Genomic DNA, 24447 nt, shown 5'->3' with positions numbered 1-24447 from the left:
TGGCATAAAAGCGTTTAAACATTGCTTTTAGCTTATTGTTCCAGATGCTTAAAATATTCAGAGTTGCCGCGCTAAGTTTACTTTCTGTTACGCTGTTATGCAGTGTTAATACGTTTGCCCAAACCAAAAAGAAAAAAACGCATTCGGTAAGAGATTCGCTGCGGGCCTCTATCCTCTCGCGCGACTCGATGATGCGGGCGCTTAAACGCTCGGACACATCGGTAAATAATTTGCTGCAAAAAGTTGAGTATTATACATCTGCTTTTAACCAGATCAAAAGCAATCTTTCAAAAAAGTTAGACACTGCTGATATCAGCACCAAATTGCCATCGTTTGAGCGGCGAGTTACGTTGATCAAATCGCTTATTGATAATGATAAATCAAGCACACTAAGATATCTATACACTATCAGAGATGTGCTTACCCGCAGTGATGACCAGCTTGACCTGTGGCAGGAGCAGCTTGCCGATATCAATAGCAAACTTGTTCAAAATCAAAATGACCTGGATGCCATATCACGCGATAGCGTACTGAAAATCCTGCCGGCCGATAGTTCATTAGCTACTACGTATCTCATCCAAAAAATAGCTATCGACAGTAAATATCACCGGCTTGATACCACCAATAAAAAGGTGATGGTAAAGATTGGCCTGTTGCAAAATCGAACCTCTGCAGTTTATATTACCATACTTGACCTTAAAGACCAGATTGATACCAAGATCAGGGATTTCAGTATCAGGGCCATGTCGCAGGAGTACAATAACATCTGGAGCATGGAAGCCGATGAAGGCAATGACTTCGGTACGGCCACAAAAGCTACCGCCGATATGAACGCGAAGCTTTTTAACTTTTTTATAGGTCGTGATATCCTGCTACATCTTTCGGGCCTGGTGGTTTTATTCGCATTTTTTGCCTGGATACGTGCCAGTCGCCGCAGGATTGTACGTGATAATGATGAGCCCGAAAGCGTGTTCAACCAAGCCAATTATGTTGTAAATCACCCGTTCGTATCATCAGTTATTTTAACTTTTACACTGCTGCCTAATTTTTATGACCACCCACCGGTGGTTGTATTGGAAATGTTTTTAATGGTGCTAATGATAGCGCTGCTTTACCTCGTAAAAAAGGCTTGCCCGGCAACTATGTTCACCTACCTGCTGCAACTGTTTGGCATTACCATTATTTACAGCCTGAGCAACCTTTACATCCAGGTAACCAATATCGACAGGGTGGCTATTTTGATTTTAGGACTGGCTGCATCTGTAATAAGTTTCAGATTTTTATCAAAAGTACGTAGGGCCAAAGATGAATACCTGCCTTATACCGGTTTCATACTTAAGGTTTTTATATTTTTTCAGGCTTCATCGTTTTTATGCAATGTTTTCGGCAGGGTAAGTTTGGCTAAGATCATTGGCGTTAGTGTGGTGTATAACCTCTGGCTTGCCCTGGCGTTGTATTACATTGTGCATTTTATCATGGAGGCCTTGTTCCTGCAATTGGAAGCAGGTAAAAAGAGCAATAATCTTACTTCATTCATTGATTACAAACTGCTTCAAAACAAATTCAGAAGCGTACTAAGTATCATGGCCACTATATTATGGCTGGTCATGCTTACCCAAAACCTGAATATTGAAGATACTGTATTTGATGCCCTGGGCGACTTCCTGACGAAAAACCGCAGCATAGGTGGCACCAATACACAATTTACGTTTCAGAGTGTGATCATATTTGTTGCAGTGATCTGGCTTTCATCTATAGCGTCAAAAATAATCAGTTATCTTTATGATGTTGCTGCCAAGCATGCCAATGATATAGATGTAGCAAAGAAAAAGAACCGTACCTCCACTCTGTTGATCCGTATCGGTGTGATTGCTTTAGGCTTTTTCCTGGCAGTTGCAGCCTCAGGGGTGCCTATCGACAAGATTACCATCATTATCAGTGCTTTTGGTATAGGTATCGGTTTTGGTTTACAGAATATCGTAAACAATCTGGTATCGGGTTTAATACTGGCTTTTGAAAAACCGATACAGGTGGGCGATATTATTGAAGTGGATAGCCGCTCAGGTACAATTATGGATATCGGCATCCGGGCAAGTAAGATAGCTACTTCCGATGGTGCTGAGGTAATCATTCCTAACGGCGACCTGATATCGCACCACGTAATTAACTGGACGCTAAGCAATAACAACCGCCGGGTCGAACTAATTATTGGCGTAGCATATGGATCTAATATTGAGAAGGTTAAGGCAATACTACTAAACCTGTTAACCAACCATGATGATATCATGTCACAACCGTCGCCCTCAGTATTCCTGCATAATTTAAGTGAAAGCTCAGTTGATTTCAGGGTATTTTTCTGGGCCGCCGATATCAATACCTGGCTTGGGCTTAAGAGCCGTGTATTAGCCGATATTTACGACGCATTTAACAGAGAAGGCATTGATATACCGTTCCGTCAGCAGGATGTACGTGTAATATGGCCCAAAGGCTTGCCACCTATCAAGGTAGAAGCGCCGGGGTTAAGCGATGCCGAAGAACAACAGGATACAAAAGATACTAAAGCTCCGCAGGATCAAGATCAGTAAAATGAGTTTTCTTTTTCACAAAGAAAGCCCAAACAATGCTGCCCTTGTAGATACCTGCGGTGTTTTGTCGCCTGACTTCCCGACTTCCGGACTTTCCAACTTTCGGACTTCTCTTAAAGAGGCTCAACACAAAGCTTTGGTGCGCCCTGCTTACAGCCCAGGCATCTTTACGCTTGCCTTCCATTAAAAAACGAAGTAAAGCAAGCAAATCCATCATAAAGCGGATACAGATTACCCAAAATGCCCGCCCAAATGGAAGGTTCTTTTTTATCAGCAGCAGGTTGTTCCTGAAGTTGAGATAAGTTTTAAAAGGATTTTCAGCATTTAACGTACCTCCACCAACATGGAAAATGGTTGATTGCGCGCAATACATTACTTTGTACCCCATGTTTTTTAAGCGCCAGCAAAGGTCGATCTCTTCCATGTGGGCAAAAAAACTTTCGTCAAAGCCACCGGCTTCATCCCAAATACTTTTTTTGATGAACAACGATGCTCCAGACGCCCAAAACACCTCACCCGATTGCTCATATTGCCCGTTATCCTTTTCCAGTTCATAAAAGATCCTGCCACGACAAAACGGGTAACCATGCTTATCAATAAAGCCACCGGCAGCACCGGCGTGTTCAAAATAATCTTTTTGAGCGTATGATCTTATTTTAGGAGCTGCGGCAGCAATTAAGCTATCGCTTTCCATTAATTTGACAACAGGTTCTATCCAACCGGGAATAACTTCCACATCTGAGTTAAGGAGGATATAATAGTCGGCATCAACCTGGGCCAGTACCCGGTTATAACCGCCTGTAAAGCCGTAGTTTTTATCATTTTGAATGATCCTTACCGATGGATAATTCTCGCGCATAAACGCCACAGAATCATCTGACGAGGCATTGTCGCCCATCACAATCTCCAGGTTGGGATATGTTGATGATAATACTGATGGAAGAAATTGTTTAAGGTATTTTAGGCCGTTCCAGTTTAAAATAACTACAGCAACTTTAGGTGTATTGGTCATCTATGTAAATCCTCCGGCTTAAACTTCCATCTCCGGTGCGACCATAACCAATACTGTGGTTCTCTCCTGATCATCCCCTCAAGGTATTTCACGTGCATATCTGTTATTTCGTGTTCGGCAGTTTCTTTTGGTGTTTCGGTAAGCGGTATCAGAGTGTATTCATAATATCCACGCTTTACCCGTTTCATGTCGTAAAAAACAACAGCCGCATCAATTGTTTTAGCAATTTTTTCAATCCCCAAAAATACGGCTGTGGGCTGGTTTAAAAAATTGGTAAAATAGTTTACCTCATGCATTACCGGCGTTTGGTCGCCTACCAATACACTTACCGTAAGCTCTTTACGATACTCCACCATTTTGCGCAGCGTTTGCTTCATAGCTACAGGCTGCCCGCCAAATCGTGACCGGATTTTAATAAAAAAATCATCGAACGTTTTGTTCGACAGATTTTTGTAAACGATCAGGAACCTTTTATCGGTAACAAAATTAAAATTGAGGGCCGCCATTTCCCAATTGCAATAATGACCGGCAACTGCTATAATACTCTTACCTTTAGCAAAGTATTCAAACACAAGGTCGGAGTTGGTAGCCACTACCCTTTTCTGAATCTGTTTTTCTGATACGGTGATCATTTTAATGGTTTCCACCATTAAATCGGACAGGTAGCGGTAGTATTTTCGTTCAATATCATGGCGCTCCTGATCTGTTTTTTCGGGAAAGGCATTACGCAGGTTTTGCTGCACCACATCGCGGCGATAATGAACAATGTGGTAAATAATAACGAATGCTATATCAGATAAAATGTATAAAAACCAAAAGGGAAGCAACGATATCAGGTATAAAATTAATATACCAAACTTAGTAAAGCCCTTTTTTATCATTATTTTCGCCAATTTTGAGCACAAACATAAAATATATGATTGAAAAAGGCGCTGTATTACCTATGTTTTATCTTCCGCCGGTAGATTATTTTGTACAGTTAAACACGTACAAGCCTGATATACTGATAGAAAGAGAGGAGCATTTTCCTAAACAAACTTATCGCAACCGGGCTAACATCTACTCGCCCGACGGGATGCTGGCATTGGTTGTGCCCGTAATAAAAGGTTCAAAAAATCATACTAAAGTTAAAGACGTAAAAATAAGCTACGATTTTATGTGGCAGCGCCTGCACTGGCAAAGCTTACAGGCTTGCTACCGTCGCTCGGCTTACTTTGAGTTTTATGAAGATGACTTTGCGCCTTTTTATGAAAAACAAATTACCTACTTGTTTGATTATAACCAGGAGCTTTTGAACCTGTTGCTTAAGCTTACTAAAATAAAAACAGAATTAAACTATACGGATGAATATCAACCCGAATATCCTAACCTGCATGATTTTCGGTTTTCTATCCATCCAAAAAGGGAAAGCGAAATACAGCAGAAGCCATATTTTCAGGTATTTGAAGACCGAAAGGGCTTTATGAAAAACCTGAGTATTATCGATCTGCTATTTAACCAGGGGCCGCAAACAATAAACTATTTGTAAATGAATGGCAACTTGAAGCGTTTACGCTTTAAAAAACATAAACATGCAGGCAATGTAGGCGACAGACCGGGCACTATCAACGTGCCCAGCGATGCGCTTAAACCTATTATATCAGTTTACTCATACAATAAAGATGAGTTGGTAACCTGCGAAGGCAAGGATATAAAAACAGCCTTAAAACAGCTGAATAAATGTGATAATCATACCCATTGGATTAAAATAAACGGCTTGGGCGATGCTGAGCTTATTGAGCAAATTGGCGAGCATTGTAATATCAACTCTCTTGTTTTGGAAGATATCGCCAATACGCACCAACGGCCAAAGTTTGATGAATACGATGACTATGCTTTTTGCACCAGCAGGATAGTTCATTTCAATAAAGAAAATGAGATTATCAACTGCCAGTTTTCGGCCATTATTAAAGATAACATCATTGTTAGCTTTGAGGAAGACCACACAGATCGTTTTGATGCAGTAAAGGCGCGATTGAAAGCCGGTAAAGGGGCTATTCGTACTGCGGGCCCGGGTTATATGTGTTATGCGCTTACCGACACCATAATCGATAACTATTTTGTTTTATTGGCGCAAATTGGAGATCATTTGGATGCGCTTGAAGATAAGCTTTATGAAAGTGCCGATAAAACAATCATGTTTGATGCCCAGCAACTAAAACGTACGCTTATTGTGGTACGTCGTGCCAGCTGGCCCGAGCGTGATAAGATCAATGATATGATCCGGTCGGAAAGCCCGTTGATAACGCCGGAGGTTAAATTGTTTTTACGTGACGCCTACGATCATTGCATCCAGGCGATGGACCTTATTGAAAACTATAAAGAGGTAACCTCAAGCATTATCGACCTGTACCTGTCGATGGTTAGCAACCGCATGAACGAGATCATGAAAGTGCTAACCATTATTTCAGTGATATTTATCCCACTTACTTTCATTGCCGGTATTTACGGTATGAATTTTTCGAGGCAAGATGATAAAGGCCATATCCTTCCGGATAACATGCCCGAATTATACTGGCATCACGGTTATATTTATGCCATCGTGTTTATGCTGCTGATTGCGGTAATACAGGTATTTGTATTTTGGAAAAAGGGATGGTTTAACAGGTTGTAAAGCCCCCGCCCCCCCTGAAGGGGGAGTTATCGACAGCAAATAGAAGGAATATTGCACACTGCAATGTTCCTTTTATTTTTGTTAACGGGCAAACTCCAGTTTCAGGTCCGCTTTCATCGCTTTCCTGAATTTCATCACTTTAGGCACTGATACCCCTACGATATAGGGCTGATCGGGATGCGACCGGTAATATCCCTGGTGATAGTTCTCGGCCGGATAAAACACTTTAAATGGCACTACCTGGGTAACTATAGGGTTAGCATAATGCTTTGACTCATTTACTTTCTTTATGGTAGCCTCAATCGCATTTTTCTCCGCTTCGTTACGGTAAAAGGCAATAGAACGGTAATCGGTACCTTCGTCGGGCCCCTGACGGTTGAGTGTGGTTGGGTCATGCGCAAAGAAGAATGCCTCGGCAATTTTATCAAAACTGATCACTTTAGGATCATAATAGATCTGAACTGTCTCAGCATGATTGGTATTATCAGAACATACTTCCCTGTAAGTGGGATTTTTGGTAGTACCACCGGCATATCCTGAAATCACTTTGTTAACACCTTTCAGTTCGGACATAGCTTCGCTCATACTCCAGAAACAACCACCTCCGAAGGTTGCCACGGCCTCCCCTGTTTTTGGCGCAGGTAAAGCTGCAAAATCATCGCCATTTTTTGAACCTTGCCCATCGGCACAACTGCTTAAAAACAGGAATATACCCACTGTATATAAGATCAACTTTTTCATAACTGACATAGCTATTTAGTCCATTATATACGCCATCCCTGAGCAGGCGGATGGTCATTATTGTGTAAATAAGGTTAACGCCGATTTCCCTGCTGCACGAGCGATTTCTTCACCATGAAGAGGATCTCGCCAAGGCCATTTGTTTTGATCTCGAATGCGGTAGATAATAACATCCCCATTTTATCTTTAGTAAAACCCTTGCCAGCCATCCACTCCAGGTATGATACGGGAATATCTGCTATGATGGTACCTTTATATTTGCCGTAAGGCATTCTGGTTTGCACAATATCAATAAGTATTTTGGGGTCTGGTTTTAAATTTTCCACACGGTAAAGGTAAGCACAAACCAACGGGATTCTTCTTTATTCCTGTAATCCGCGGATAATAAAAAAAGTTGCCAGTGCGGCGGCTATGCCTATTGTTGCCTTTAAAATCCCGCTGCTCGTGTAGGGCGGGACATATTTTACGCCCATTTCATCGGCAATAGCCGGGTGACTTACATAACGACCTTTTGCGGGTATTGCCACTTGTTCAAAATTATCGGCCAATTCATTCAATTCATCGTGCAGCTCACGTCCGCGCATCACAGGGCCATGGCCTGCGGCAACCGTACGTGGCTCAAGTGCGGTAAGCCTGCGCACAGATTCGGCCGCAGCTTCCCAGTCGGTAGTAAAATATCGTGGTGGCCCGGTTAATTTTTTTAATGAACTGAATGAATATATGGCTGATTCGGCTTTAGTGGTTGAAAATGCGTCGCCGGCTATCAGGGTTGAATTTATTGGCAAAAACAGCGAAATATGCCCCGGTGTATGGCCCGGAGTGTGAATGATCTTCCATTCGGGTAATTCGGGGATGCCTTCCTCCATATCGATTGCCTTTACTTTAGTGCCGAGGTTTATAGGTGCTGTAGGGAAAAATACCGATAAAAGGCTCATCATCCCATCCCTTAATGACGGATCCGCCGGAGGATATGACGACAGGCCGGTTAAATAAGGCAATTCCAATGCATGGGCGTAAACGGGTATATTCCAGATCTTCAACAATTCTTCAAGCCCTCCTGCGTGATCGCCATGCCCATGAGTAAGTACAATAGCTGCCGGCCTTGTTCCGGGGCCAAAAAGTTCCTCGGCCATCGCAATGATCTTACCTGCCGAACCTTTTAATCCCGTGTCAACCAAAACCCAGCCTTTGGCAGCACCAGGGCGGTTTGCTATCATGTAAACATTAACAAACAATAATTTGGTTCCCCATACCCTTTGCGATACCTGGAAATACTTTGTGCTGAGCCTTCTGTTCATGGTTTATAATTGTTAACAAAACATAACTCGGATATTAAAAGTTTTAGCTGTGTTAAATTTAAAAAACAATTTTATCAGCCTAAAAATAAATAATATAGCGGCCTGCCTAATGCAGGCGCAAACAGAAATTAACCAAACCATGTTAGCTTAATAAACTTAAACACCATGGAACAGCAATTTGACGCTACACTTACAGGAACCGACAGCGAAATTGACGGAACAGTGCAACAGGTAATCCGTCCCGGTTACAGCGAAGCTTATGATTTTAGATCAATAGATGGTACACTACATTTATTGATTGGCAAAGACAGGGACGGTGAATGGATCAGGATTAGCGGTACTGAACCTTATCTTTCGAGCTGGATAGATGAACTGGCCGAACAGGCGGCAAGCCACTCTTTATAAAAAAAGCCGGGTTAAATGGCCCGGCTTTCTCTTGTTATAACTCAATCGGTTTAATCCAATTCTATCGGCTTCATTTTAGGCACTAAAAAGTGCATAATGAGCCAGGCTAAAATGTAAGCGCTGCCGCAAACAAAAAACATAATGTAATAAGCTATCTCAATTTTATGGATTGACCGGTAATAAACGAATAAATTCTTTTGTACCGCGAGCGATAAGAATACCCCCCCTATAGAACCAAACATACCGCCTAAGCCAGTTACCGAACCAATGGTACGTTTGGGGAACATATCAGAAACTGTTGTAAAAATATTAGCACTCCAGGCCTGGTGCGCAGATGCCGCTATGCCTATTACTATAACTGCAAGCCACATATTTACGCCACCTAAGATTTGGGCAAATATGATAGGGATCACTGCAAGTGCATAAATAAACATAGATGTTTTACGAGCTTTAAACACCGGCCAGTTATTTTTAATCAGGTTCATGGGCAACCAACCGCCGCCAACGCTGCCGAAGGTAGACATGGTATAAACCAATGCAACAGGGATAGCTATTGCCGTGCCTTTTAAATTATACTGGCTCTCCAAAAAATCGGGTAACCAAAAAAGGTAAAACCACCATATAGGGTCGGTAAGGAACTTGCCTATAACAAAAGCCCAGGTTTGCTTAAAAGAAAGTAGCTTACCCCATGATATTTTCTTTTGCTCAACAGGTTGCAGGCTTTCGGCTTGGCTATCATGATCGCTGTTGATATAATCAAGTTCAGCTTTTGATACCTTACTGTGTTGTGCAGGCGCGCGGTAAATCACCTGCCAAAGTACCAGCCATATAAAACCGATTGAACCGGTTATAATAAATGCCCAGCGCCATCCCCAGGCAACAGCTATGAATGGTACTGTTAAAGGAGCAACAATTGCACCTACGTTTGCGCCAGAATTAAAAATCCCTGTTGCAAACGCTCTTTCTTTTTTAGGGAACCACTCGGCTACGGTTTTAATTGCAGCAGGAAAGTTTCCGGCTTCACTTATGCCCAATGCAGAACGCACTACGCCGAAGCCAAATGTACCACCAACAAAAGCATGGCAAACTGCCGAAATACTCCATAACAATGTTGAAAGGAAATATCCTAATTTAGTGCCTATTTTGTCGATGATCCTGCCGGCAGCCAACAGGCCTATAGAATAAGCTATTTTGAATGCTATCTCAATGTTGGCATAGTCACCATCATTCCACTTAAACTCCTTTGTAAGGTCTGATTTAAGCAGACTGATCACTGCCCGGTCAAGATAATTAACGGTTGTTGCGAAAAACACCAATGAGCAGATAACCCACCGGTAGTTTCCAACTTTTTCTTCTCTCATTATAATTTAGGTTAACTGGCTATTTAATGGTTTGTACTATTTCCAGTAGCTTCAAAGTATCGTTATAAAGCTTATCATACTCCCGGTTTTCGAGTACGGCTTTGCTGATGAGCTTGCTGCCCATACCCACTGCACATACACCGGCTTTAAACCAGGTACTGATGCTGTCATGGCTCAGGTCAACCCCACCTGTTGGCATGAACAACTGACCCGCGAACAGATCCCTGATTGAAGAAACAAACTCAGGCCCCAATATATTGGCCGGGAATATTTTTATTAAAGCTGCACCATTTTGCTGCGCCAAATAGATCTCGGTTGGCGTCATACTTCCCGGAATCCACAATAGGTTATGCTGGGCGGCCAGTTTGCCTACTTCGGGATTAACAATCGGCGACACGATAAAATCAGCCCCGGCGGCAATAAAATCCTCAGCTTCCTGAACACTTTTAATGGTGCCGATACCTAATTCCAGGCCAGGCATTTCGCCGCTGGCAAGGGCTTGTTTTAAAACCTTGAAATTTTCAAGGGCAGCCGGGCCGCGGTTGGTATATTCAAATACCCGGATGCCGGCTTTATAAAGTGTACGGGTTATCTGCAGGCTCACCTCCGGATCTTTGTAAAAGAACAGCGGTAATGTGCCCTGCTTTAATATGGCGTCAAGTACTATATCTTTTTTACTCATTGTTTCATAGCGTTATAAATTTCATCAACTGTTTTGGTGGTTGCATCGCCTTCGATAAAAAGCTTTTCGAAGGCGGCAGCCGTGGCAAAATCCAGCAACTGCTGCGGATCCTGCTTGTTATAAAAGCCGTAAATAAGCCCGGCCATAAAGCAATCGCCGCTGCCCACTTTATCAACAACGGTTTCGGTAGTGTAGGTTGGCGAATGATAAAAGCGGTTGCCTGCATAAAGTGAAGTGTAATATTCAACACCTTTGCCAGCATCAAAACGGAAAGTATTAGCTACAGCCCTACAACGCGGGTAAGCATCCATGATCCTTTCAGACGAATAAAGCCCTTCTTTCAGGTAAATACTTTGCTGACCCGATTCATGCATATCTGGCGTAACCGGAATACCAAGCATGGTTTCTTCGGCCCAAACATTGCCCATAATAATATCGGCATATTGTACCAGCTTTGGCATGATCTCCACGGGCTTTTTGCCATACTGCCATAATTTGGGGCGATAATTAAGATCGACAGATATGGTAATATGCTTTCTGCTGGCTGCCTGCAAAACTTCTTCGCAAACGTCGGCCGCAAGTTGGCTCAAGGCCGGGCAAATCGCACTGAAATGAAACCAGCTTACACCTTCCAAAACGGCATCCCAGTTAACCATCCCCGGCTTAAGATCGGCAAAAGCCGAACCTGCACGGTCATATACAATGGCGTTATTCTTTACATCTTTACCACGGGTAAGGTAATAAAGCCCTATCCTGTTTCCGCTTTTGTTAATAGCTGAGGTGTCAATATTTTTGCCTTGCAGATAATCGATGACCTGCTCGGATAAAGCATTATCAGGCAAAGCAGTAAAGTATTTTATTGGCTGTTGCCACAGGGCTAAAGCGTTGGCCACGTTAAGCTCGGCACCTCCTATAAAAAAAGGCAGTTTGTTTTCCGCAAGCCACTGGCCCTCGCCATCCGGGCACATACGTAATAACAGTTCGCCAAACGACAAGATGCTTCCCTTTGTATTTTCGATATTGCTCATTAAAAATTGAAATAGTTTTTGGCGTTAAAGTAGCAAATATCACTCACGATCTTCCCTGTCCATTCAATATCATTAGGTAACTCACCATTTTCAATATCGTCGCCCAACAGGTTACAAAGCAACCTGCGGAAATACTCATGCCTTGGGAATGACATAAAGCTCCTTGAATCGGTAAGCATACCAACCAAACGGCTCAGTAAACCCATGTTTGATAAAGCGTTCATTTGTTTGATCATGCCATCTTTTTGATCCAAAAACCACCAGGCCGATCCAAACTGCATTTTACCTGCCACCGAGCCGTCATTATAATTACCCACCATGGTAGCAAACAGCTCGTTATCGGCCGGGTTAAGGTTATAAATGATAGTTTTAGCTAATTGATTAGTAGTATCCAGCCTGTTCAGGAATTTGGATAATGCCCTGCCCTGCGCAAAATCACCTATTGAATCCCAGCCTGTATCAGGACCTAAATTAGCCAATGCGCGGGCGTTATTATTGCGTAATGCGCCGAGGTGAAATTGCTGCACCCAGCCTTTTTCGTGATCCCAAATGGCAAAGTAATACAACATAGCCGATTTGAATTTCAAGATCTCTAATGGCAACAATACTTCGTTGCTCCTGATTTTGGTAAAGATGGCAGCTATTTCAGCATCTGTATAATCTTCGGCATAAATTTGCTCCAAACCGTGATCGGATAATTTGCAGCCGTTTTCGGCGAAGTAATCATGCCTTGCTTTTAATGCCGAAAGATACTCATCAATGTTAGATATGGATACATTTGCCACTGCTTCCAACTGGTCGATGTATTTGTTGAGCCCCGCAATGTCATCGGCATTCATAGCCTTATCGGGGCGATAAGCAGGTAATACTTTTACACTGAACGCATCCTGCTTCAGTTTCTGATGATAACTAAGATTATCCAGCGGATCATCGGTTGTACCCACAACCTCTACATTTTTACTTTTCAGGATATTACGGATGCTGAATTCTGGTGATTGCAGCTTTTCATTGCATTGGGCATATATTTTTTGTGCCGATGCAGGTGAAAGCAATTCATTAATACCAAAATAGCGCTGCAATTCAAGGTGCGTCCAATGGTACAATGGGTTTCTTAAAGTATATGGTACAGTAGCAGCCCAGGCCGTAAACTTTTCTTCATCCGTTTTATTACCGGTGATATAGGCTTCATTAACTCCGTTTGCCCGCATAGCACGCCATTTATAATGATCGCCATAAAGCCAGATCTGGGTGATGTTTTTAAAATTGATATCGTCGGCAATCTGATCTGGCGGAAGATGGCAATGGTAATCAATAATAGGCTGATGGCTCGCAAACTCGTGATATAAGCGCTGCGCCGTTTTAGTTTGAAGTAAAAAATCCTGGTCTAAAAAATTCTTCATTGGTTATTAACGGATGAATACCATGGTTACTGGTATAGTAGTTTATACTTGTAAGCGGCAAATTACACATCATATAGGCAAGTTGGAAGTAATAAGCCCAAACAATCCACGCAAACGTTTTCGTTAGCGGGTAAAAGTTAGCGGCAATTACACAAAAAAGGCGACGAGTATTAACCCATCGCCTTTTCTTGTCTATTGGTAAAATTTCTGCTACCAGAAAATTGAGTACAATGCAACTACGATGCCGGTTACAATTAAGGCGCCTGCTAAGAAACCTCTTGAAGTTTTAAACATTGAACCATCAATTTCAAGGCCGTTTGTTGTAATGCCCCTGGCCTGGTCAATTTTTGAAATAATGTACATGCCGATAACGCAGAGAATAAATACAAAACCCATACGGTCAAGGAAAGGGATTTCATATAACTTGGTTACCTTATCATCCTGCAAGGCCAATTTTGAGAAGCCGTACGGCGACAGGAAACTCAGATCAATAAACCTTGGGCAAAGTTTAAAGAAGCATGAGAATATGAACCCGCCAATGGTTGCAAATAGTGCTGCATTTGAAGTCGCTTTTTTCCAAAAGAAACCAAGGATAAACATGGCAAAGATACCCGGAGATACAAAGCCTGTATATTCCTGGATGTATTGGAAGCCTTGTTTGCCTTCGCCCATTAATGCTTTACCGATAAGCTCAGATAACAGGATGCCTAATAATAAGGCAACAAGTACGGATATCTTACCCAGGTTAACCAGTTTTTTATCGGTAGCTTCAGGATTGATTGCTTTTTTGTAAATATCTAACGTAAAGATGGTAGCAATACTGTTTGCTTTACCTGCTAACGAGGCCACAATTGCAGCTGTTAACGCAGCAAATGAAAGACCTTTTAAGCCGCTTGGCAATAAGTTTAACAGTGAAGGATACGCTTTGTTAGGATCCAATACCCCTGATGAGCTTGCCATCTCCTGGTGGAACATACCTTTTTGATATAACAGGTAAGCAGCAATACCTGGCAATACCACAATAACAGGCATCAGCAATTTAAGGAAAGCCGCAAACAGGATACCGCCACGGGCAGTTTTAAGGTTTGCACCCAAAGCCCTTTGCGTGATGTATTGGTTACAGCCCCAGTAGTTAAGATTGGTAATCCACATACCGCCTATCAGTACCGATAAGCCCGGAAGGTCCATGTAATTTGGATTATCCTTTTTGAAGATCATATGGAAGTGATCTGTAGCTTCGCTATGCAGGATCTTGAAACCGTTTAATAGGCCTGTAGTACCTTCTTTTTCACTTAACAGAGTAAGTGCAAGGTAAGACGCCATTAACCCGCCCAATATAAGTACTGCTACCTGTATAACGTCGGTATAGCCGATAACCTTCATGCCGCCCAGCGTAATTACTGCCGAGAATATAGCAAGCAACCAGATACACAGGTGAATATCCAGGCCTGATATACCGCTTACAGCTAATGCACCAAGGTAAAGAATTGACATTAAGTTAACCACTATGTACAGCAACAGCCAAAAGATGGCCATGATCATAGCTACCGTTCCGTTATACCGCTGATGCAGGAATTGCGGCATCGTAAAAATCTTATTTTTAAGATATACCGGAATAAAGAAAACCGCCACAATGACGAGGGTAATAGCAGCCATCCACTCGTAAGTAGATATCGCCAGCCCCATTTTAAATGCAGACCCACTTGTACCTATAAATTGTTCGGCAGAAATATTTGAGGCGATGAGCGATGCGCCGATAGCCCACCAGGTTAAAGATCCTTCCGCCAAAAAATAGTCTTTTGAGGTGGCATCGGCGTTGTGTTTACGCTTATACACCCAGAAGCCGTAGCTGGCAACAATTATAAAGTAGATAAAGAAAACAGCATAATCGCCATTCGAGAGGGTTTTGAGGTTCATTGTTTTGGTTTGTCTTTGGGTTTAATATGTATGATTGACAATTATAAACTATATATATCGATTTATCAAATTTTCGATGTATTCTTGTTTACCACTTGTCACTTTTGGCTCGCCATTAGCGATCGCATAGTTACGCAAATCTTCCAAAGAAACCTTGCCTTCTTCAAAATCTTTCCCGGTGCCGGCATCAAATGAGGCATACCTTTCGGTACGTAATTTTTTGTATTCTGATTTCTGCAGGATGTTATCGGCAGTTATTAACGCCCTTGCAAAAAGATCCATACCACCAATGTGTGCATAGAACAAATCAGCAGGATCGGTTGAGTTACGACGGATCTTGGCATCAAAGTTAATACCTCCACCCTGGAAGCCACCTGCTTCAAGAATAATCAGCATGCACTCAGTGATCTCGTTGATATCATTCGGGAACTGGTCAGTATCCCAGCCGTTTTGGTAATCGCCACGGTTAGCATCAATAGAACCCAATAAACCTGAATCAGCAGCTACCTGAAGCTCATGCTGGAAAGTATGGCCGGCTAATGTAGCGTGGTTAACTTCAAGGTTTAATTTAAAATCATTGATCAAATCGTATTTCTGTAAAAAGCCTAATACAGTAGCAGCATCATAATCATATTGATGCTTGGTTGGCTCACATGGTTTTGGCTCGATAAAGAATGTGCCTTTAAAGCCTTGTTTACGGGCATAATCTTTAGCTGTGTGTAAAAACTTAGCCAAATGCTCCTGCTCGCGTTTCATATTGGTGTTAAGCAGGCTCATATAACCTTCGCGACCGCCCCAGAAAACGTAGTTTTCACCACCTAAAGCAATTGTTGCATCCATTGCAGCTTTTACCTGCGCACCAGCATGTGCCAAAACATGAAAATCGGGATTGGTTGAAGCGCCGTTCATGTAACGTTTGTGGCTAAATAAGTTTGCGGTGCCCCAAAGCAGTTTCACGCCGCTGGCAGCCTGTTTTTGTTTAGCATAATCAACCAAAGCCTGTAAACGGCGATCATTTTCGGCAACGTCATTGCCATAGTCAACTACGTCAACATCGTGGAAACAGTAGTATGGCAGGTTCATTTTGGTCAGGAACTCAAACGCTGCATCCATCTTGTCTTTAGCACGCTCAACAGCGTCAGCCTTTTCATCCCACGGGAAAACATGCGTAGCGCCACCAAACGGATCAGCACCGTTACCGCAGAACGAATGCCAGTAAGCGCCTGCAAAACGTAAATGATCTTTCATGGTTTTGCCGGCCACTACCCTGTCCGCATCATACCATCGAAACGCCAACGGATTATCTGATTCAAGGCCTTCAAATTTTACCTGGCCAATTTCTTTGAAAAATTCCTTTTCACCTGTTACTATGCTCATATTGTTTTAATTAACGAATTAATGATTTATTGATTTATGTGTATTGAATTATTGAGGTTCTAAATTTCGCTTTCAGCCTTCGGCCTTACGCTTTCAGCTTCAAATCAAGCAAGGCTTTCCACTCCTGGTAAACAGGTTCAAACTGATCGGTTGTTGGTTCAACCAGTTTAATGGCTTTAATATTGCTGAATGCTTCGGATGGTGATTTGAAAATTCCTGCGCCTATGCCCGCTCCTAATGCTGCGCCAACGCTGCCGTCATTATTATAAAGTTCGACAGGTACTCCTGTAGCATTTACAAACGTTTGGGTGAACAGATCGCTCAGGAAGAGGTTGCTTTTACCGGCACGGATCACGGTTGGGTTCATACCATTACCGCGCATAATATCAAAACCATAGCGGAATGATGAGGCTATCCCCTCCTGTACCGCCCTGAAAATATGTGCCGGGGTATGCAGGTTAAGGTCGATGTTTTGGAAATGTGCACCTACCTGCTTGTTATTTAACATGCGCTCCGCGCCGTTGCCAAAGGGTAATACCTGCAAGCCTTCGCTGCCCAAAGGCGCTTTTTCGGCTTCTGCATTCATTTGATTGTAGCTGTAGCCGGTTCCGAAGGTGTTTTTTACCCAGCGATACAAACTACCTGTTCCGTTAATGCAAAGCAGTACACCAAGTCTTTTTTGTTCGGAGGCATAATTAACGTGAGCAAAAGTATTAATGCGCGATTGCTGATCATAGACCAGTTGGTCATCTACACCATATATAACACCTGAAGTACCCGCAGTAGCTGCTACTTCGCCGGGATTAAGTACGTTTAATGATAAAGCATTGTTGGGCTGATCGCCTGATTTATAGGTAACCGGGATACCGGCCTTTAAATTCAGTTTTTCAGCAACGGACGCCTGCAAAGTTCCATGCGAGGAAAATACAGGATTAATAACCGGGAACAGGCTTTCATCAAAACCAAAGTAACTGATGACCTCTTTGGAGATACCATTAGCTTTAAAATCGAAGAACACACCTTCAGACAGTGCAGATACAGACGTGGTGATCTCGCCGGTCAGTTTCATAGCGATATAATCACCCGGCAACATGATTTTATCAATTTTACTGTAGACCTCCGGTTCATTTTCCTTTACCCAAGCAAGTTTTGAGGCTGTAAAGTTCCCCGGAGAATTAAGCAGGTGCGACAGGCAATGCTCCTCGCCTATTGCCGCAAAAGCCTTATCGCCTATTTCAACAGCGCGGCTATCGCACCATATAATGCTGTCGCGAAGTACGTTTTGATCTTTATCAACTAATACCAGACCGTGCATTTGATAAGCGATACCAATGGCAGCTATATCTTTTGCATGGTAACCGCCCTTAGCATGACAGCGCTCCAATGCTTTTTGTGCCTGCTCCCACCACATTGACGGTGATTGCTCGGCCCAGCCGGGGCGCAATGCTTTTATTGGCGACTCCTGGTCGGGGTATTGTGCCGAAGCAATTGTATTTTGAGTTGCGGCATCAACAACGCTTACCTTTACCGACGACGTACCTATATCGATCCCTAATAACAGCATAGCCTATTCAGATTTTTGTATGATTTTTTGGTTGTATTTATTAATTGGTAACTTAACGCAACGAAAATAAAGAAATAAATAAAAATTGCAATCGATTGCGTAAAATATTTTTTCCAACTTGCACGCTATAATGAAGAAAGTTAAACGTACCACCATTTATGACATTGCCGCCAAGCTCGGCATAACTGCCTCTTCGGTATCAAGGGCGCTGAACAACAGTAGCCAGGTAAACGAAAAAACAAGGGAGCTGATCATTAAAACTGCCGATGAGCTGAATTACAAACGCAATACCCTTGCTTCAAACCTGCGCAAGGGGCATTCAAAAACCATTGGCGTGGTGGTACCACGGATAAACCAGAACTTTTTCAGTAACGTGATAGCGGGGATTGAGGAAACAACCTATCAAAAAGGATATAACCTGATCATCTGCCAATCGGGCGAGGTGCATGATAAAGAAATTCAATGCGTAAATACGCTCATTAACCAGCACGTAGATTGCATTGTGATCTCGGTATCTGCCGATAGCTATGATTACCAGCACCTGCAAAACGTACTGGACCATGGTATCCAACTCATCCAGTTTGACCGCGTTGCTGAAGAACTGGAGACCCTAAAAGTAATTAACGATAACGAGCAGGCTTCATTTGAGGCGGTGTCCCACCTGATAGAAAACGGCTATAAACGGATAGCTTTACTGGAAGGCCCGCAAAACCTGAATATTTTTCGCCAACGCAAAAACGGTTACCTAAGGGCATTAGAAACGCACAAGGTGAAAGTTATTGATGAACTGGTAGTAGAAAATGCATGGACAAAAGAGCTCGGTGCTGAAGCTACCCGCAAACTGCTTAATCTCCCCCACCCGCCGGATGCGATATTTGCATCAACATCTGATTTTTCGGCTTTGGGTGTTTTGGAGGTAGCCAATGTTATGAATATCAAGGTGCCTTCAGAATTGGGAATTTGCGGTTACTCCAATGAAGCTTTTACAGAGATCACCAGTCCGTCGATAACTTCGATAGATCAGTTTAGCGTTTATATGGGTAAAACCATTGGTAACCTGTTTTTCCAGGAGAATGCCAATACCGAGGTTTCGGTTAAACCGAAGATCATCAGTATAAAACCGGAATTGATCATCAGGGGGTCGACGGCGAAGAAGGGATAAGTCCGCTTGCTTATAAGAATTGATGATCCATTAAGATTAAAATAAATGTCATTGCGAGCGTAGCGTAGCAACCGTATGCTATGCAGAACGGCCGTGCTTCCGTGCGATTGCTTCGTCGTTCCTCCTCGCAATGACATTTTTTAACTGTTATTATTACCAAATTCTACTCATTAATCCAACTCTACCCCAATAAAAAACACACTTTAAATTCAATATCGATAAGCATTTAGTTACAGATTTGTTACATTAACATTTAATTTCAGCCATTATTTAAGTATAACACGTATGGATGATTTTTTAGCGGCCAGATCCCAAATGGCCTTATCGTTAGGTTTTCATATCATATACTCCTGTATCGGTATGGTGATGCCGGTTTTTATGGCTATATCACACTTCAAATGGATAAAAACACAGGACCCTGTTTATAAAAACATCACTGTTGCCTGGAGCAAGGGCGTGGCTATCTTTTTTGCCACCGGTGCCGTATCAGGCACCATGCTTTCGTTTGAGCTCGGTTTGCTTTGGCCGGGCTTTATGAAGCATGCCGGCCCTATCTTTGGTATGCCATTCTCGCTTGAAGGTGTGGCCTTTTTTATCGAGGCGATAGCCTTAGGTTTATTCCTTTATGGGTGGAACCGGTTAAATAACTGGGTACATTGGACAGCCGGAATCATTGTTGGGGTGAGCGGTGTTGCGTCGGGCATCCTCGTAGTAGCCGCCAATTCGTGGATGAATAGTCCGTCAGGGTTTGATTTTGTAAACGGGCAGTATATTAATATCGACCCGGTAAAAGCCATGTTCAATAAAGCCTGGTTTTCCGAATCATTACATATGATCATTGCAGCATTTTCAGCAACAGGTTTCGCGGTAGCGGGCATCCATGCGTTAATGATATACAGAAAGAAAAACATTGCTTTCCATACCAAGGCATTTAAAATCGCCATTATATTCGGAGCAGCTGCAGCGATTCTGCAACCCTTCAGCGGTGACCTTTCGGCCAAAAATGCAGCTAAACATCAGCCTGCAAAACTGGCCGCAATGGAAGCCTATTTTCATACTCAGGAGTATGCACCGTTGGTTATTGGTGGCATTCCCGACACCGTGGCTAAAAAAGTAAATTACGGTTTAGAAATCCCCGGCTTGCTGAGTTTTTTGGTGCATGATAACTTTAAAACGCCGGTAAACGGATTAGATAAGATCCCTGTAAAAAATCAGCCACCGGTAGCTGTTACGCATTACGCATTCCAGATCATGGTAGGTATTGGTGTTTTGATGATGCTGATCGGGATCATTTATTTTTATGAGCTTTGGAAAAAGAAAGACCTGATCTCCAAACCCTGGTTCCTAAAAACCTTCATTTGGGCTACCCCACTCGGTTTTATCGCCCTTGAAGCCGGATGGACAGTTACCGAGGTCGGTCGCCAGCCATGGATTATACAAGGGGTTATGCGTACCAGCGAAGCGGTTACACCAATGCCCGGCATTCAGTATTCGTTTTACCTGTTCAGCTTTATTTACTTTACGCTGAGCATAGCTGTAATATTCCTATTAAAAAGGCAGATCCAGATGGTGCCTGAATTGTATGACCGCAAAACCGCTCAGTCATGATGCTATATATTGTAATCCTTTTCCTTTTTGCTGCAATCACCCTTTACTTTTTACTGGGCGGAGCTGATTTTGGTGCGGGCATAATTGAACTTTTCACATCGACAGATAATAAACATCGTACCCGCAAAATCATGTACCAGGCCATTGGCCCCATTTGGGAGGCTAATCACATGTGGCTTATCATTACCGTAGTGGTGTTATTTGTAGGATTCCCGGTTATTTACAGCGAAATGTGTATTTACCTGCATATTCCGTTATTGATAATGCTGCTTGGTGTAATTGCCCGGGGTACGGCATTTTCATTCCGTAACTATGATGCTATTAAAGACGAAAAGACGCAGGCCTTTTATACCCATATATTCGTTTATTCGAGCTTTGTTACACCGTTGTTTTTAGGAATCATTGCGGGCAGCGCTTTATCCGGACAGATTGATCCCAAAGCCACCGATTTTGTACATGCCTACATATTTAGCTGGTTTAATTGGTTTTCGGTATCCGTTGGCTTTTTTACCGTGGCGTTGTGCGGCTTCCTTGCAGCTATTTATATAGTGGGCGAAACTGAAGACATTGACGAAATCAAGCGCTATATCCGCAAGGCAAAAATCATGAACATTGCTGCCGTAATATGTGGCGCATTAGTGTTCCTGGCTTCTCATTTTGAGCATGTTCGCCTGGCTAACTGGATTTTTGGCAACCCTGTGAGTTTAGTTGCGGTAATAGCTGCAACAATTTCATTAGCTGTACTTTATCTGATCATATCACATCGCCGCAACCGGCAATGGATCAGGGTACTGGCAGCTTTCCAGGTGTGTATGATATTAATATCGGTTGGGTTTTCACGCTTCCCAAGGTTTGTTATTTTTAAGGATGGCAGTTCGATGTCCTTACTTACCGAACACGCCAACAGCAACAGTATTGATGACTTAGGTATTGGTTTATTGGTAGGCAGCTTATTTATATTACCGGCATTGGGGTATTTGTATTATGCGTTTAAAAAGAAAGACCGCTGAGTTTTTTGATTACGCTGATTTCGTTGATTCTATATTGACCGATAAAGCTCGACATAACCGTCTTTGTCTATCCTGTTGAGGGTAAAAATGCGCTTTCAAATATTACATTTGTGTTGTGAAGAATTATTTAAAGATCTTATCGATAGACGAGTACTCCATTACGCCTAAGTACCTGCAACTATCTAATGCTATTATCAGGGCTATTGAAAGCGGGCAAATAGTAAAGGACGATATGCTTCCTTCTATCAATGATTTAAGCTATGCGCTGGATACTTCACGCAATACCATTGAAAGGGTTTACAAGGAATTGAAAGAAAAAGGAATTGTAAGTTCGGTGCCGGGAAAAGGTTTTTTTATTTCAAATACCGATTTTCAGAAGCCGCTCAAGATCTTCTTGCTGTTCAACAAGCTTAGCGCTCATAAAAAGATTATTTATGATGCCTTTGTAGCTACCATTGGCGAGCAAGCGGCAATTGATTTTTATATCTACAATAATGATTTTTACTTCTTTAAAAAGATCATCACAGAAAGTATCCAGGCCGATTATGCCAAATACATCGTTATCCCGCATTTCATAGATAATGAAACAAAAGCGCATGAAATCATTAACACCATCCCTAAGGATAAACTGATTTTGTTGGATAACCTGGTTCCGGGTGTAAACGGCAAATTTGCAGCGATATATGAAAACTTTGCTACGGATGTTTACGAGGCATTGAAAAGCATGCTGGACAACCTGAGTAAATATCATACGCTCAAGTTGATCTTCCCCGGTAAAACCTATCACTCTAAAGAGATCATGAAAGGTTTCCTGAATTTTTGCAGGCAATACGCCTTTGAATACGGCATAGTTGAAACGCTATCTACAGAAACCATCCAGAAAAACACCGTATATATTAGTCTTACAGAGGATGACTTGGTTGACCTCGTTAAAAAGATCATCGCCTCTGATTTGAAGGTAGCTAAAGATGTGGGTGTGATATCCTATAATGAAACGGCGCTCAAAGAGATCATTCTTGACGGTATTACCACCATATCAACCGATTTTAAACTCATGGGCAGCAAAGCAGCTGAGTTTGCTTTGAACAATTGCCATGAGCATTTTGCTGTGCCATTTACGATGAGGTTGAGGAGTTCGTTGTAAAGTTCGTAGCGCAACAAAAAAACATGTCATTGCGAGCGATAGCGTGGCAATCTCGTAGCCAATGCATATCGAAGATGCATAGCTACGAGATTGCCGCGTCGTTCCTCCTCGCAATGACATAATGAATATTACTACTTCAGTTCCCTAACCTTGATACTTCTGAAAAACACTTCATTGCCATGATCCTGCAATAACAAATGCCCTTCAGCAGCTTCACCAAAGTTTTTCCAGATCTTATATTTGCTGATAGCTACCAAATCACGGAAAGCTGTTGAACCGCGTTCATATTCTAATACTTTTACCCCATTCAGATAGTGTTCGACGTGATTATTTGGATATACCACCACGCGACCGATATTCCATGCTCCTATAGGGTGCACAAAACGCTCTTGTTTATTGGCTTTGATGAGGTCGTACAACGAGGCTAAAGTACGGTCGCCATCACGGCCAAGTTTGGCATCGGGGTGCAGTTTATCATCAAGTACCTGGTATTCCAGACCAATAGCTGACCCCTTGGTAACTTCGGACAGGGTTACAAAATATTTAACACCACTATTAGCACCCGGAGTAAGTTTAAATTCAAACGACAGGTCAAAAGCACTATAATTATCATTGGTTACGATATCGCCGCCGCCTGATTCTTCCTGCCCCGCAGATGGCAATACGTGCATGGTGCCGTTAGCATATTCCCAGCCTTTTTCAGGGAAACCTTTAAGGGTTGCACCTCGCCAGCCGGTATTGGTTTTACCATCGTACAATAACTTCCAGCCGTTTGCCTTTTCGGCAGTTGTTATGCTGTTTGGTGTAAGGTTAACCACATACACATCCTTTGGGAATGGAGTAGCCTTTAAGTTAGTGGTCTTGATAATAATGTTTTTGAAGTATACTTTTTTATTAGCCTGTTTTTCTTCGCTTACGGCATGCACCTGTAATGCTATAAAGCCTCTGCTGTCAACGGTATCAACTACGTAGCCGGCTGGTACACCGTTTACCCAGGTTTTCATTTCATTGCCAATGCATTCAATTTTAATGTGATTGTATTCACCTACTTTAAAGGCCTCCTTAGCCTTTGGGTTCAGATCAAGCGGATAAAGCCAATCGCGCCGACCTTCATCATAGATGCCACCTGTCCATTTACGTGATGATGGGTCGATCTCAAACTGCCTGCCATATACTTTGCCTTTGCCTTTATTACCTTCAGGGTCAAAATGGCTACGGGTTTGCACGCCCGAGTTACTTAGCTCGCTTTCAATTTTAGCATCCAGCTCCAGTATAAAATTGCCGTATTCCTTTTCGGTAGCCAGGAATGAATTGCCCGAGTTAAGTACGGTGGTGCCAACAATAGCCCCATCTTCTACTTTATAATCGGCATTGCCGGCAAGCCGTTTCCAGCCTTTAAGGGTTTTACCATCAAATAATTTGGTTTGCGCGCTTGCAGGACTCAATGCCGTTGACGCCAAAAGCATAATTGCAGGGTAGATTATTTTTTTCATTGATTGA

General features: G+C 42.6%; 21 protein-coding genes. 8 read left to right on the top strand and 13 right to left on the bottom strand.

All coding sequences use genetic code 11. The features are described 5' to 3' along the window. Positions 1–44: 44 nt before the first annotated feature. A complete protein-coding gene (locus BMX50_RS01390) occupies positions 45–2585 on the top strand; it encodes a mechanosensitive ion channel family protein (RefSeq protein ID WP_091206615.1) in 2541 nt (846 codons plus the stop codon). Here BMX50_RS01390 and BMX50_RS01385 read toward each other — a convergent pair. Beyond that, the gene (locus BMX50_RS01385) at positions 2557–3597 is read right to left on the bottom strand and encodes a glycosyltransferase family 2 protein (protein WP_091206613.1); all 1041 of its coding nucleotides are present in this window, start codon (positions 3595–3597) and stop codon (positions 2557–2559) included. The genes BMX50_RS01390 and BMX50_RS01385 overlap by 29 nt on opposite strands. After that, positions 3594–4478 (bottom strand): lysophospholipid acyltransferase family protein, encoded by an 885-nt coding sequence (locus tag BMX50_RS01380; RefSeq protein ID WP_091206610.1) that lies wholly within the window; start codon positions 4476–4478, stop codon positions 3594–3596. The genes BMX50_RS01385 and BMX50_RS01380 overlap by 4 nt, the downstream gene beginning before the upstream one ends. Positions 4479–4513: 35 nt before the next feature. On the opposite strand from BMX50_RS01380, the gene BMX50_RS01375 reads away from it, so the two are divergent. Both BMX50_RS01375 and corA read left to right on the top strand, forming a co-directional pair. Continuing rightward, the gene (locus BMX50_RS01375) at positions 4514–5125 is read left to right on the top strand and encodes a WbqC family protein (protein WP_091206607.1); all 612 of its coding nucleotides are present in this window, start codon (positions 4514–4516) and stop codon (positions 5123–5125) included. Continuing rightward, entirely contained in the window at positions 5126–6250 is a 1125-nt protein-coding gene (gene corA, locus BMX50_RS01370; RefSeq protein WP_091206604.1) for a magnesium/cobalt transporter CorA, read from the top strand. A gap of 81 nt (positions 6251–6331) precedes the next feature. Here corA and msrA read toward each other — a convergent pair whose 3' ends face one another. From msrA to BMX50_RS01355, 3 genes are all read right to left on the bottom strand, one after another. Further along, positions 6332–6991 (bottom strand): peptide-methionine (S)-S-oxide reductase MsrA, encoded by a 660-nt coding sequence (gene msrA, locus BMX50_RS01365; protein WP_091206602.1) that lies wholly within the window; start codon positions 6989–6991, stop codon positions 6332–6334. A 74-nt stretch (positions 6992–7065) separates the two neighbouring features. Continuing rightward, positions 7066–7317, bottom strand: a complete 252-nt coding sequence (locus BMX50_RS01360) for a DUF3820 family protein (RefSeq protein WP_091208525.1) — start codon at positions 7315–7317, stop codon at positions 7066–7068. Positions 7318–7353: 36 nt separating this feature from the next. Next, positions 7354–8289 (bottom strand): MBL fold metallo-hydrolase, encoded by a 936-nt coding sequence (locus BMX50_RS01355; RefSeq protein WP_091206599.1) that lies wholly within the window; start codon positions 8287–8289, stop codon positions 7354–7356. A gap of 165 nt (positions 8290–8454) precedes the next feature. On the opposite strand from BMX50_RS01355, the gene BMX50_RS01350 reads away from it, so the two are divergent. After that, positions 8455–8694: a hypothetical protein gene (locus tag BMX50_RS01350; protein ID WP_091206596.1), complete on the top strand. Its 240-nt coding sequence runs from the start codon at positions 8455–8457 to the stop codon at positions 8692–8694. A 50-nt stretch (positions 8695–8744) separates the two neighbouring features. Here BMX50_RS01350 and BMX50_RS01345 read toward each other — a convergent pair whose 3' ends face one another. The 7 genes from BMX50_RS01345 to BMX50_RS01315 all read right to left on the bottom strand — a co-directional run bounded on the left by BMX50_RS01345 (position 8745) and on the right by BMX50_RS01315 (position 18023). After that, the gene (locus BMX50_RS01345) at positions 8745–10055 is read right to left on the bottom strand and encodes an MFS transporter (RefSeq protein ID WP_091206593.1); all 1311 of its coding nucleotides are present in this window, start codon (positions 10053–10055) and stop codon (positions 8745–8747) included. A gap of 19 nt (positions 10056–10074) precedes the next feature. After that, entirely contained in the window at positions 10075–10737 is a 663-nt protein-coding gene (locus tag BMX50_RS01340) for a bifunctional 4-hydroxy-2-oxoglutarate aldolase/2-dehydro-3-deoxy-phosphogluconate aldolase (RefSeq protein ID WP_091206589.1), read from the bottom strand. Next, the gene (locus BMX50_RS01335) at positions 10734–11765 is read right to left on the bottom strand and encodes a sugar kinase (RefSeq protein WP_091206586.1); all 1032 of its coding nucleotides are present in this window, start codon (positions 11763–11765) and stop codon (positions 10734–10736) included. Before BMX50_RS01335 ends, BMX50_RS01340 begins: the two co-directional genes overlap by 4 nt. After that, the gene (gene uxaC, locus BMX50_RS01330; RefSeq protein ID WP_091206583.1) at positions 11765–13165 is read right to left on the bottom strand and encodes a glucuronate isomerase; all 1401 of its coding nucleotides are present in this window, start codon (positions 13163–13165) and stop codon (positions 11765–11767) included. Before uxaC ends, BMX50_RS01335 begins: the two co-directional genes overlap by 1 nt. 210 nt (positions 13166–13375) lie before the next feature. Continuing rightward, positions 13376–15082: a sodium/sugar symporter gene (locus tag BMX50_RS01325; RefSeq protein ID WP_091206580.1), complete on the bottom strand. Its 1707-nt coding sequence runs from the start codon at positions 15080–15082 to the stop codon at positions 13376–13378. Positions 15083–15130: 48 nt separating this feature from the next. Continuing rightward, positions 15131–16459, bottom strand: coding sequence for a xylose isomerase (gene xylA, locus BMX50_RS01320; protein ID WP_091206576.1), 1329 nt, complete (start codon positions 16457–16459; stop codon positions 15131–15133). A gap of 85 nt (positions 16460–16544) precedes the next feature. Next, positions 16545–18023: a xylulokinase gene (locus tag BMX50_RS01315; protein WP_091206573.1), complete on the bottom strand. Its 1479-nt coding sequence runs from the start codon at positions 18021–18023 to the stop codon at positions 16545–16547. Between the two features lie 130 nt (positions 18024–18153). Between BMX50_RS01315 and BMX50_RS01310 the strand changes: the two genes are divergently transcribed. From BMX50_RS01310 to BMX50_RS01295, 4 genes are all read left to right on the top strand, one after another. Then, positions 18154–19185: a LacI family DNA-binding transcriptional regulator gene (locus BMX50_RS01310; RefSeq protein ID WP_091206570.1), complete on the top strand. Its 1032-nt coding sequence runs from the start codon at positions 18154–18156 to the stop codon at positions 19183–19185. A gap of 285 nt (positions 19186–19470) precedes the next feature. Continuing rightward, complete coding sequence (locus BMX50_RS01305; RefSeq protein ID WP_091206567.1) at positions 19471–20793, top strand: cytochrome ubiquinol oxidase subunit I; 1323 nt, start codon at positions 19471–19473, stop codon at positions 20791–20793. Beyond that, a complete protein-coding gene (locus BMX50_RS01300; RefSeq protein WP_317040854.1) occupies positions 20790–21803 on the top strand; it encodes a cytochrome d ubiquinol oxidase subunit II in 1014 nt (337 codons plus the stop codon). Before BMX50_RS01305 ends, BMX50_RS01300 begins: the two co-directional genes overlap by 4 nt. A gap of 115 nt (positions 21804–21918) precedes the next feature. Then, on the top strand, positions 21919–22947 hold the full coding sequence (locus BMX50_RS01295; protein WP_091206565.1) for a GntR family transcriptional regulator: 1029 nt from the start codon (positions 21919–21921) through the stop codon (positions 22945–22947). A gap of 131 nt (positions 22948–23078) precedes the next feature. Here the strand turns inward: BMX50_RS01295 and BMX50_RS01290 are convergent, their stop codons facing one another. After that, complete coding sequence (locus BMX50_RS01290; RefSeq protein WP_091206562.1) at positions 23079–24440, bottom strand: 3-keto-disaccharide hydrolase; 1362 nt, start codon at positions 24438–24440, stop codon at positions 23079–23081. Positions 24441–24447: the final 7 nt, after the last annotated feature.

The sequence above is a fragment of the Mucilaginibacter gossypiicola genome, assembly GCF_900110105.1.
GTDB lineage: Bacteria > Bacteroidota > Bacteroidia > Sphingobacteriales > Sphingobacteriaceae > Mucilaginibacter > Mucilaginibacter gossypiicola.
The sequence above is the reverse complement of the archived record's forward strand: the minus strand, read 5'-3'. Positions and strand labels throughout refer to the sequence as shown.

What these genes read in the sequence shown, in the direction of transcription:
- BMX50_RS01390 (WP_091206615.1), top strand. Translation starts at nt 45, where the DNA reads ATGCTTAAAATATTCAGAGTTGCCGCGCTAAGTTTACTTTCTGTTACG.
- BMX50_RS01385 (WP_091206613.1), bottom strand. Translation starts at nt 3,597, where the DNA reads ATGACCAATACACCTAAAGTTGCTGTAGTTATTTTAAACTGGAACGGC.
- BMX50_RS01380 (WP_091206610.1), bottom strand. Translation starts at nt 4,478, where the DNA reads ATGATAAAAAAGGGCTTTACTAAGTTTGGTATATTAATTTTATACCTG.
- BMX50_RS01375 (WP_091206607.1), top strand. Translation starts at nt 4,514, where the DNA reads ATGATTGAAAAAGGCGCTGTATTACCTATGTTTTATCTTCCGCCGGTA.
- corA (WP_091206604.1), top strand. Translation starts at nt 5,126, where the DNA reads ATGAATGGCAACTTGAAGCGTTTACGCTTTAAAAAACATAAACATGCA.
- msrA (WP_091206602.1), bottom strand. Translation starts at nt 6,991, where the DNA reads ATGAAAAAGTTGATCTTATATACAGTGGGTATATTCCTGTTTTTAAGC.
- BMX50_RS01355 (WP_091206599.1), bottom strand. Translation starts at nt 8,289, where the DNA reads ATGAACAGAAGGCTCAGCACAAAGTATTTCCAGGTATCGCAAAGGGTA.
- BMX50_RS01350 (WP_091206596.1), top strand. Translation starts at nt 8,455, where the DNA reads ATGGAACAGCAATTTGACGCTACACTTACAGGAACCGACAGCGAAATT.
- BMX50_RS01345 (WP_091206593.1), bottom strand. Translation starts at nt 10,055, where the DNA reads ATGAGAGAAGAAAAAGTTGGAAACTACCGGTGGGTTATCTGCTCATTG.
- BMX50_RS01340 (WP_091206589.1), bottom strand. Translation starts at nt 10,737, where the DNA reads ATGAGTAAAAAAGATATAGTACTTGACGCCATATTAAAGCAGGGCACA.
- BMX50_RS01335 (WP_091206586.1), bottom strand. Translation starts at nt 11,765, where the DNA reads ATGAGCAATATCGAAAATACAAAGGGAAGCATCTTGTCGTTTGGCGAA.
- uxaC (WP_091206583.1), bottom strand. Translation starts at nt 13,165, where the DNA reads ATGAAGAATTTTTTAGACCAGGATTTTTTACTTCAAACTAAAACGGCG.
- BMX50_RS01325 (WP_091206580.1), bottom strand. Translation starts at nt 15,082, where the DNA reads ATGAACCTCAAAACCCTCTCGAATGGCGATTATGCTGTTTTCTTTATC.
- xylA (WP_091206576.1), bottom strand. Translation starts at nt 16,459, where the DNA reads ATGAGCATAGTAACAGGTGAAAAGGAATTTTTCAAAGAAATTGGCCAG.
- BMX50_RS01315 (WP_091206573.1), bottom strand. Translation starts at nt 18,023, where the DNA reads ATGCTGTTATTAGGGATCGATATAGGTACGTCGTCGGTAAAGGTAAGC.
- BMX50_RS01310 (WP_091206570.1), top strand. Translation starts at nt 18,154, where the DNA reads ATGAAGAAAGTTAAACGTACCACCATTTATGACATTGCCGCCAAGCTC.
- BMX50_RS01305 (WP_091206567.1), top strand. Translation starts at nt 19,471, where the DNA reads ATGGATGATTTTTTAGCGGCCAGATCCCAAATGGCCTTATCGTTAGGT.
- BMX50_RS01300 (WP_317040854.1), top strand. Translation starts at nt 20,790, where the DNA reads ATGATGCTATATATTGTAATCCTTTTCCTTTTTGCTGCAATCACCCTT.
- BMX50_RS01290 (WP_091206562.1), bottom strand. Translation starts at nt 24,440, where the DNA reads ATGAAAAAAATAATCTACCCTGCAATTATGCTTTTGGCGTCAACGGCA.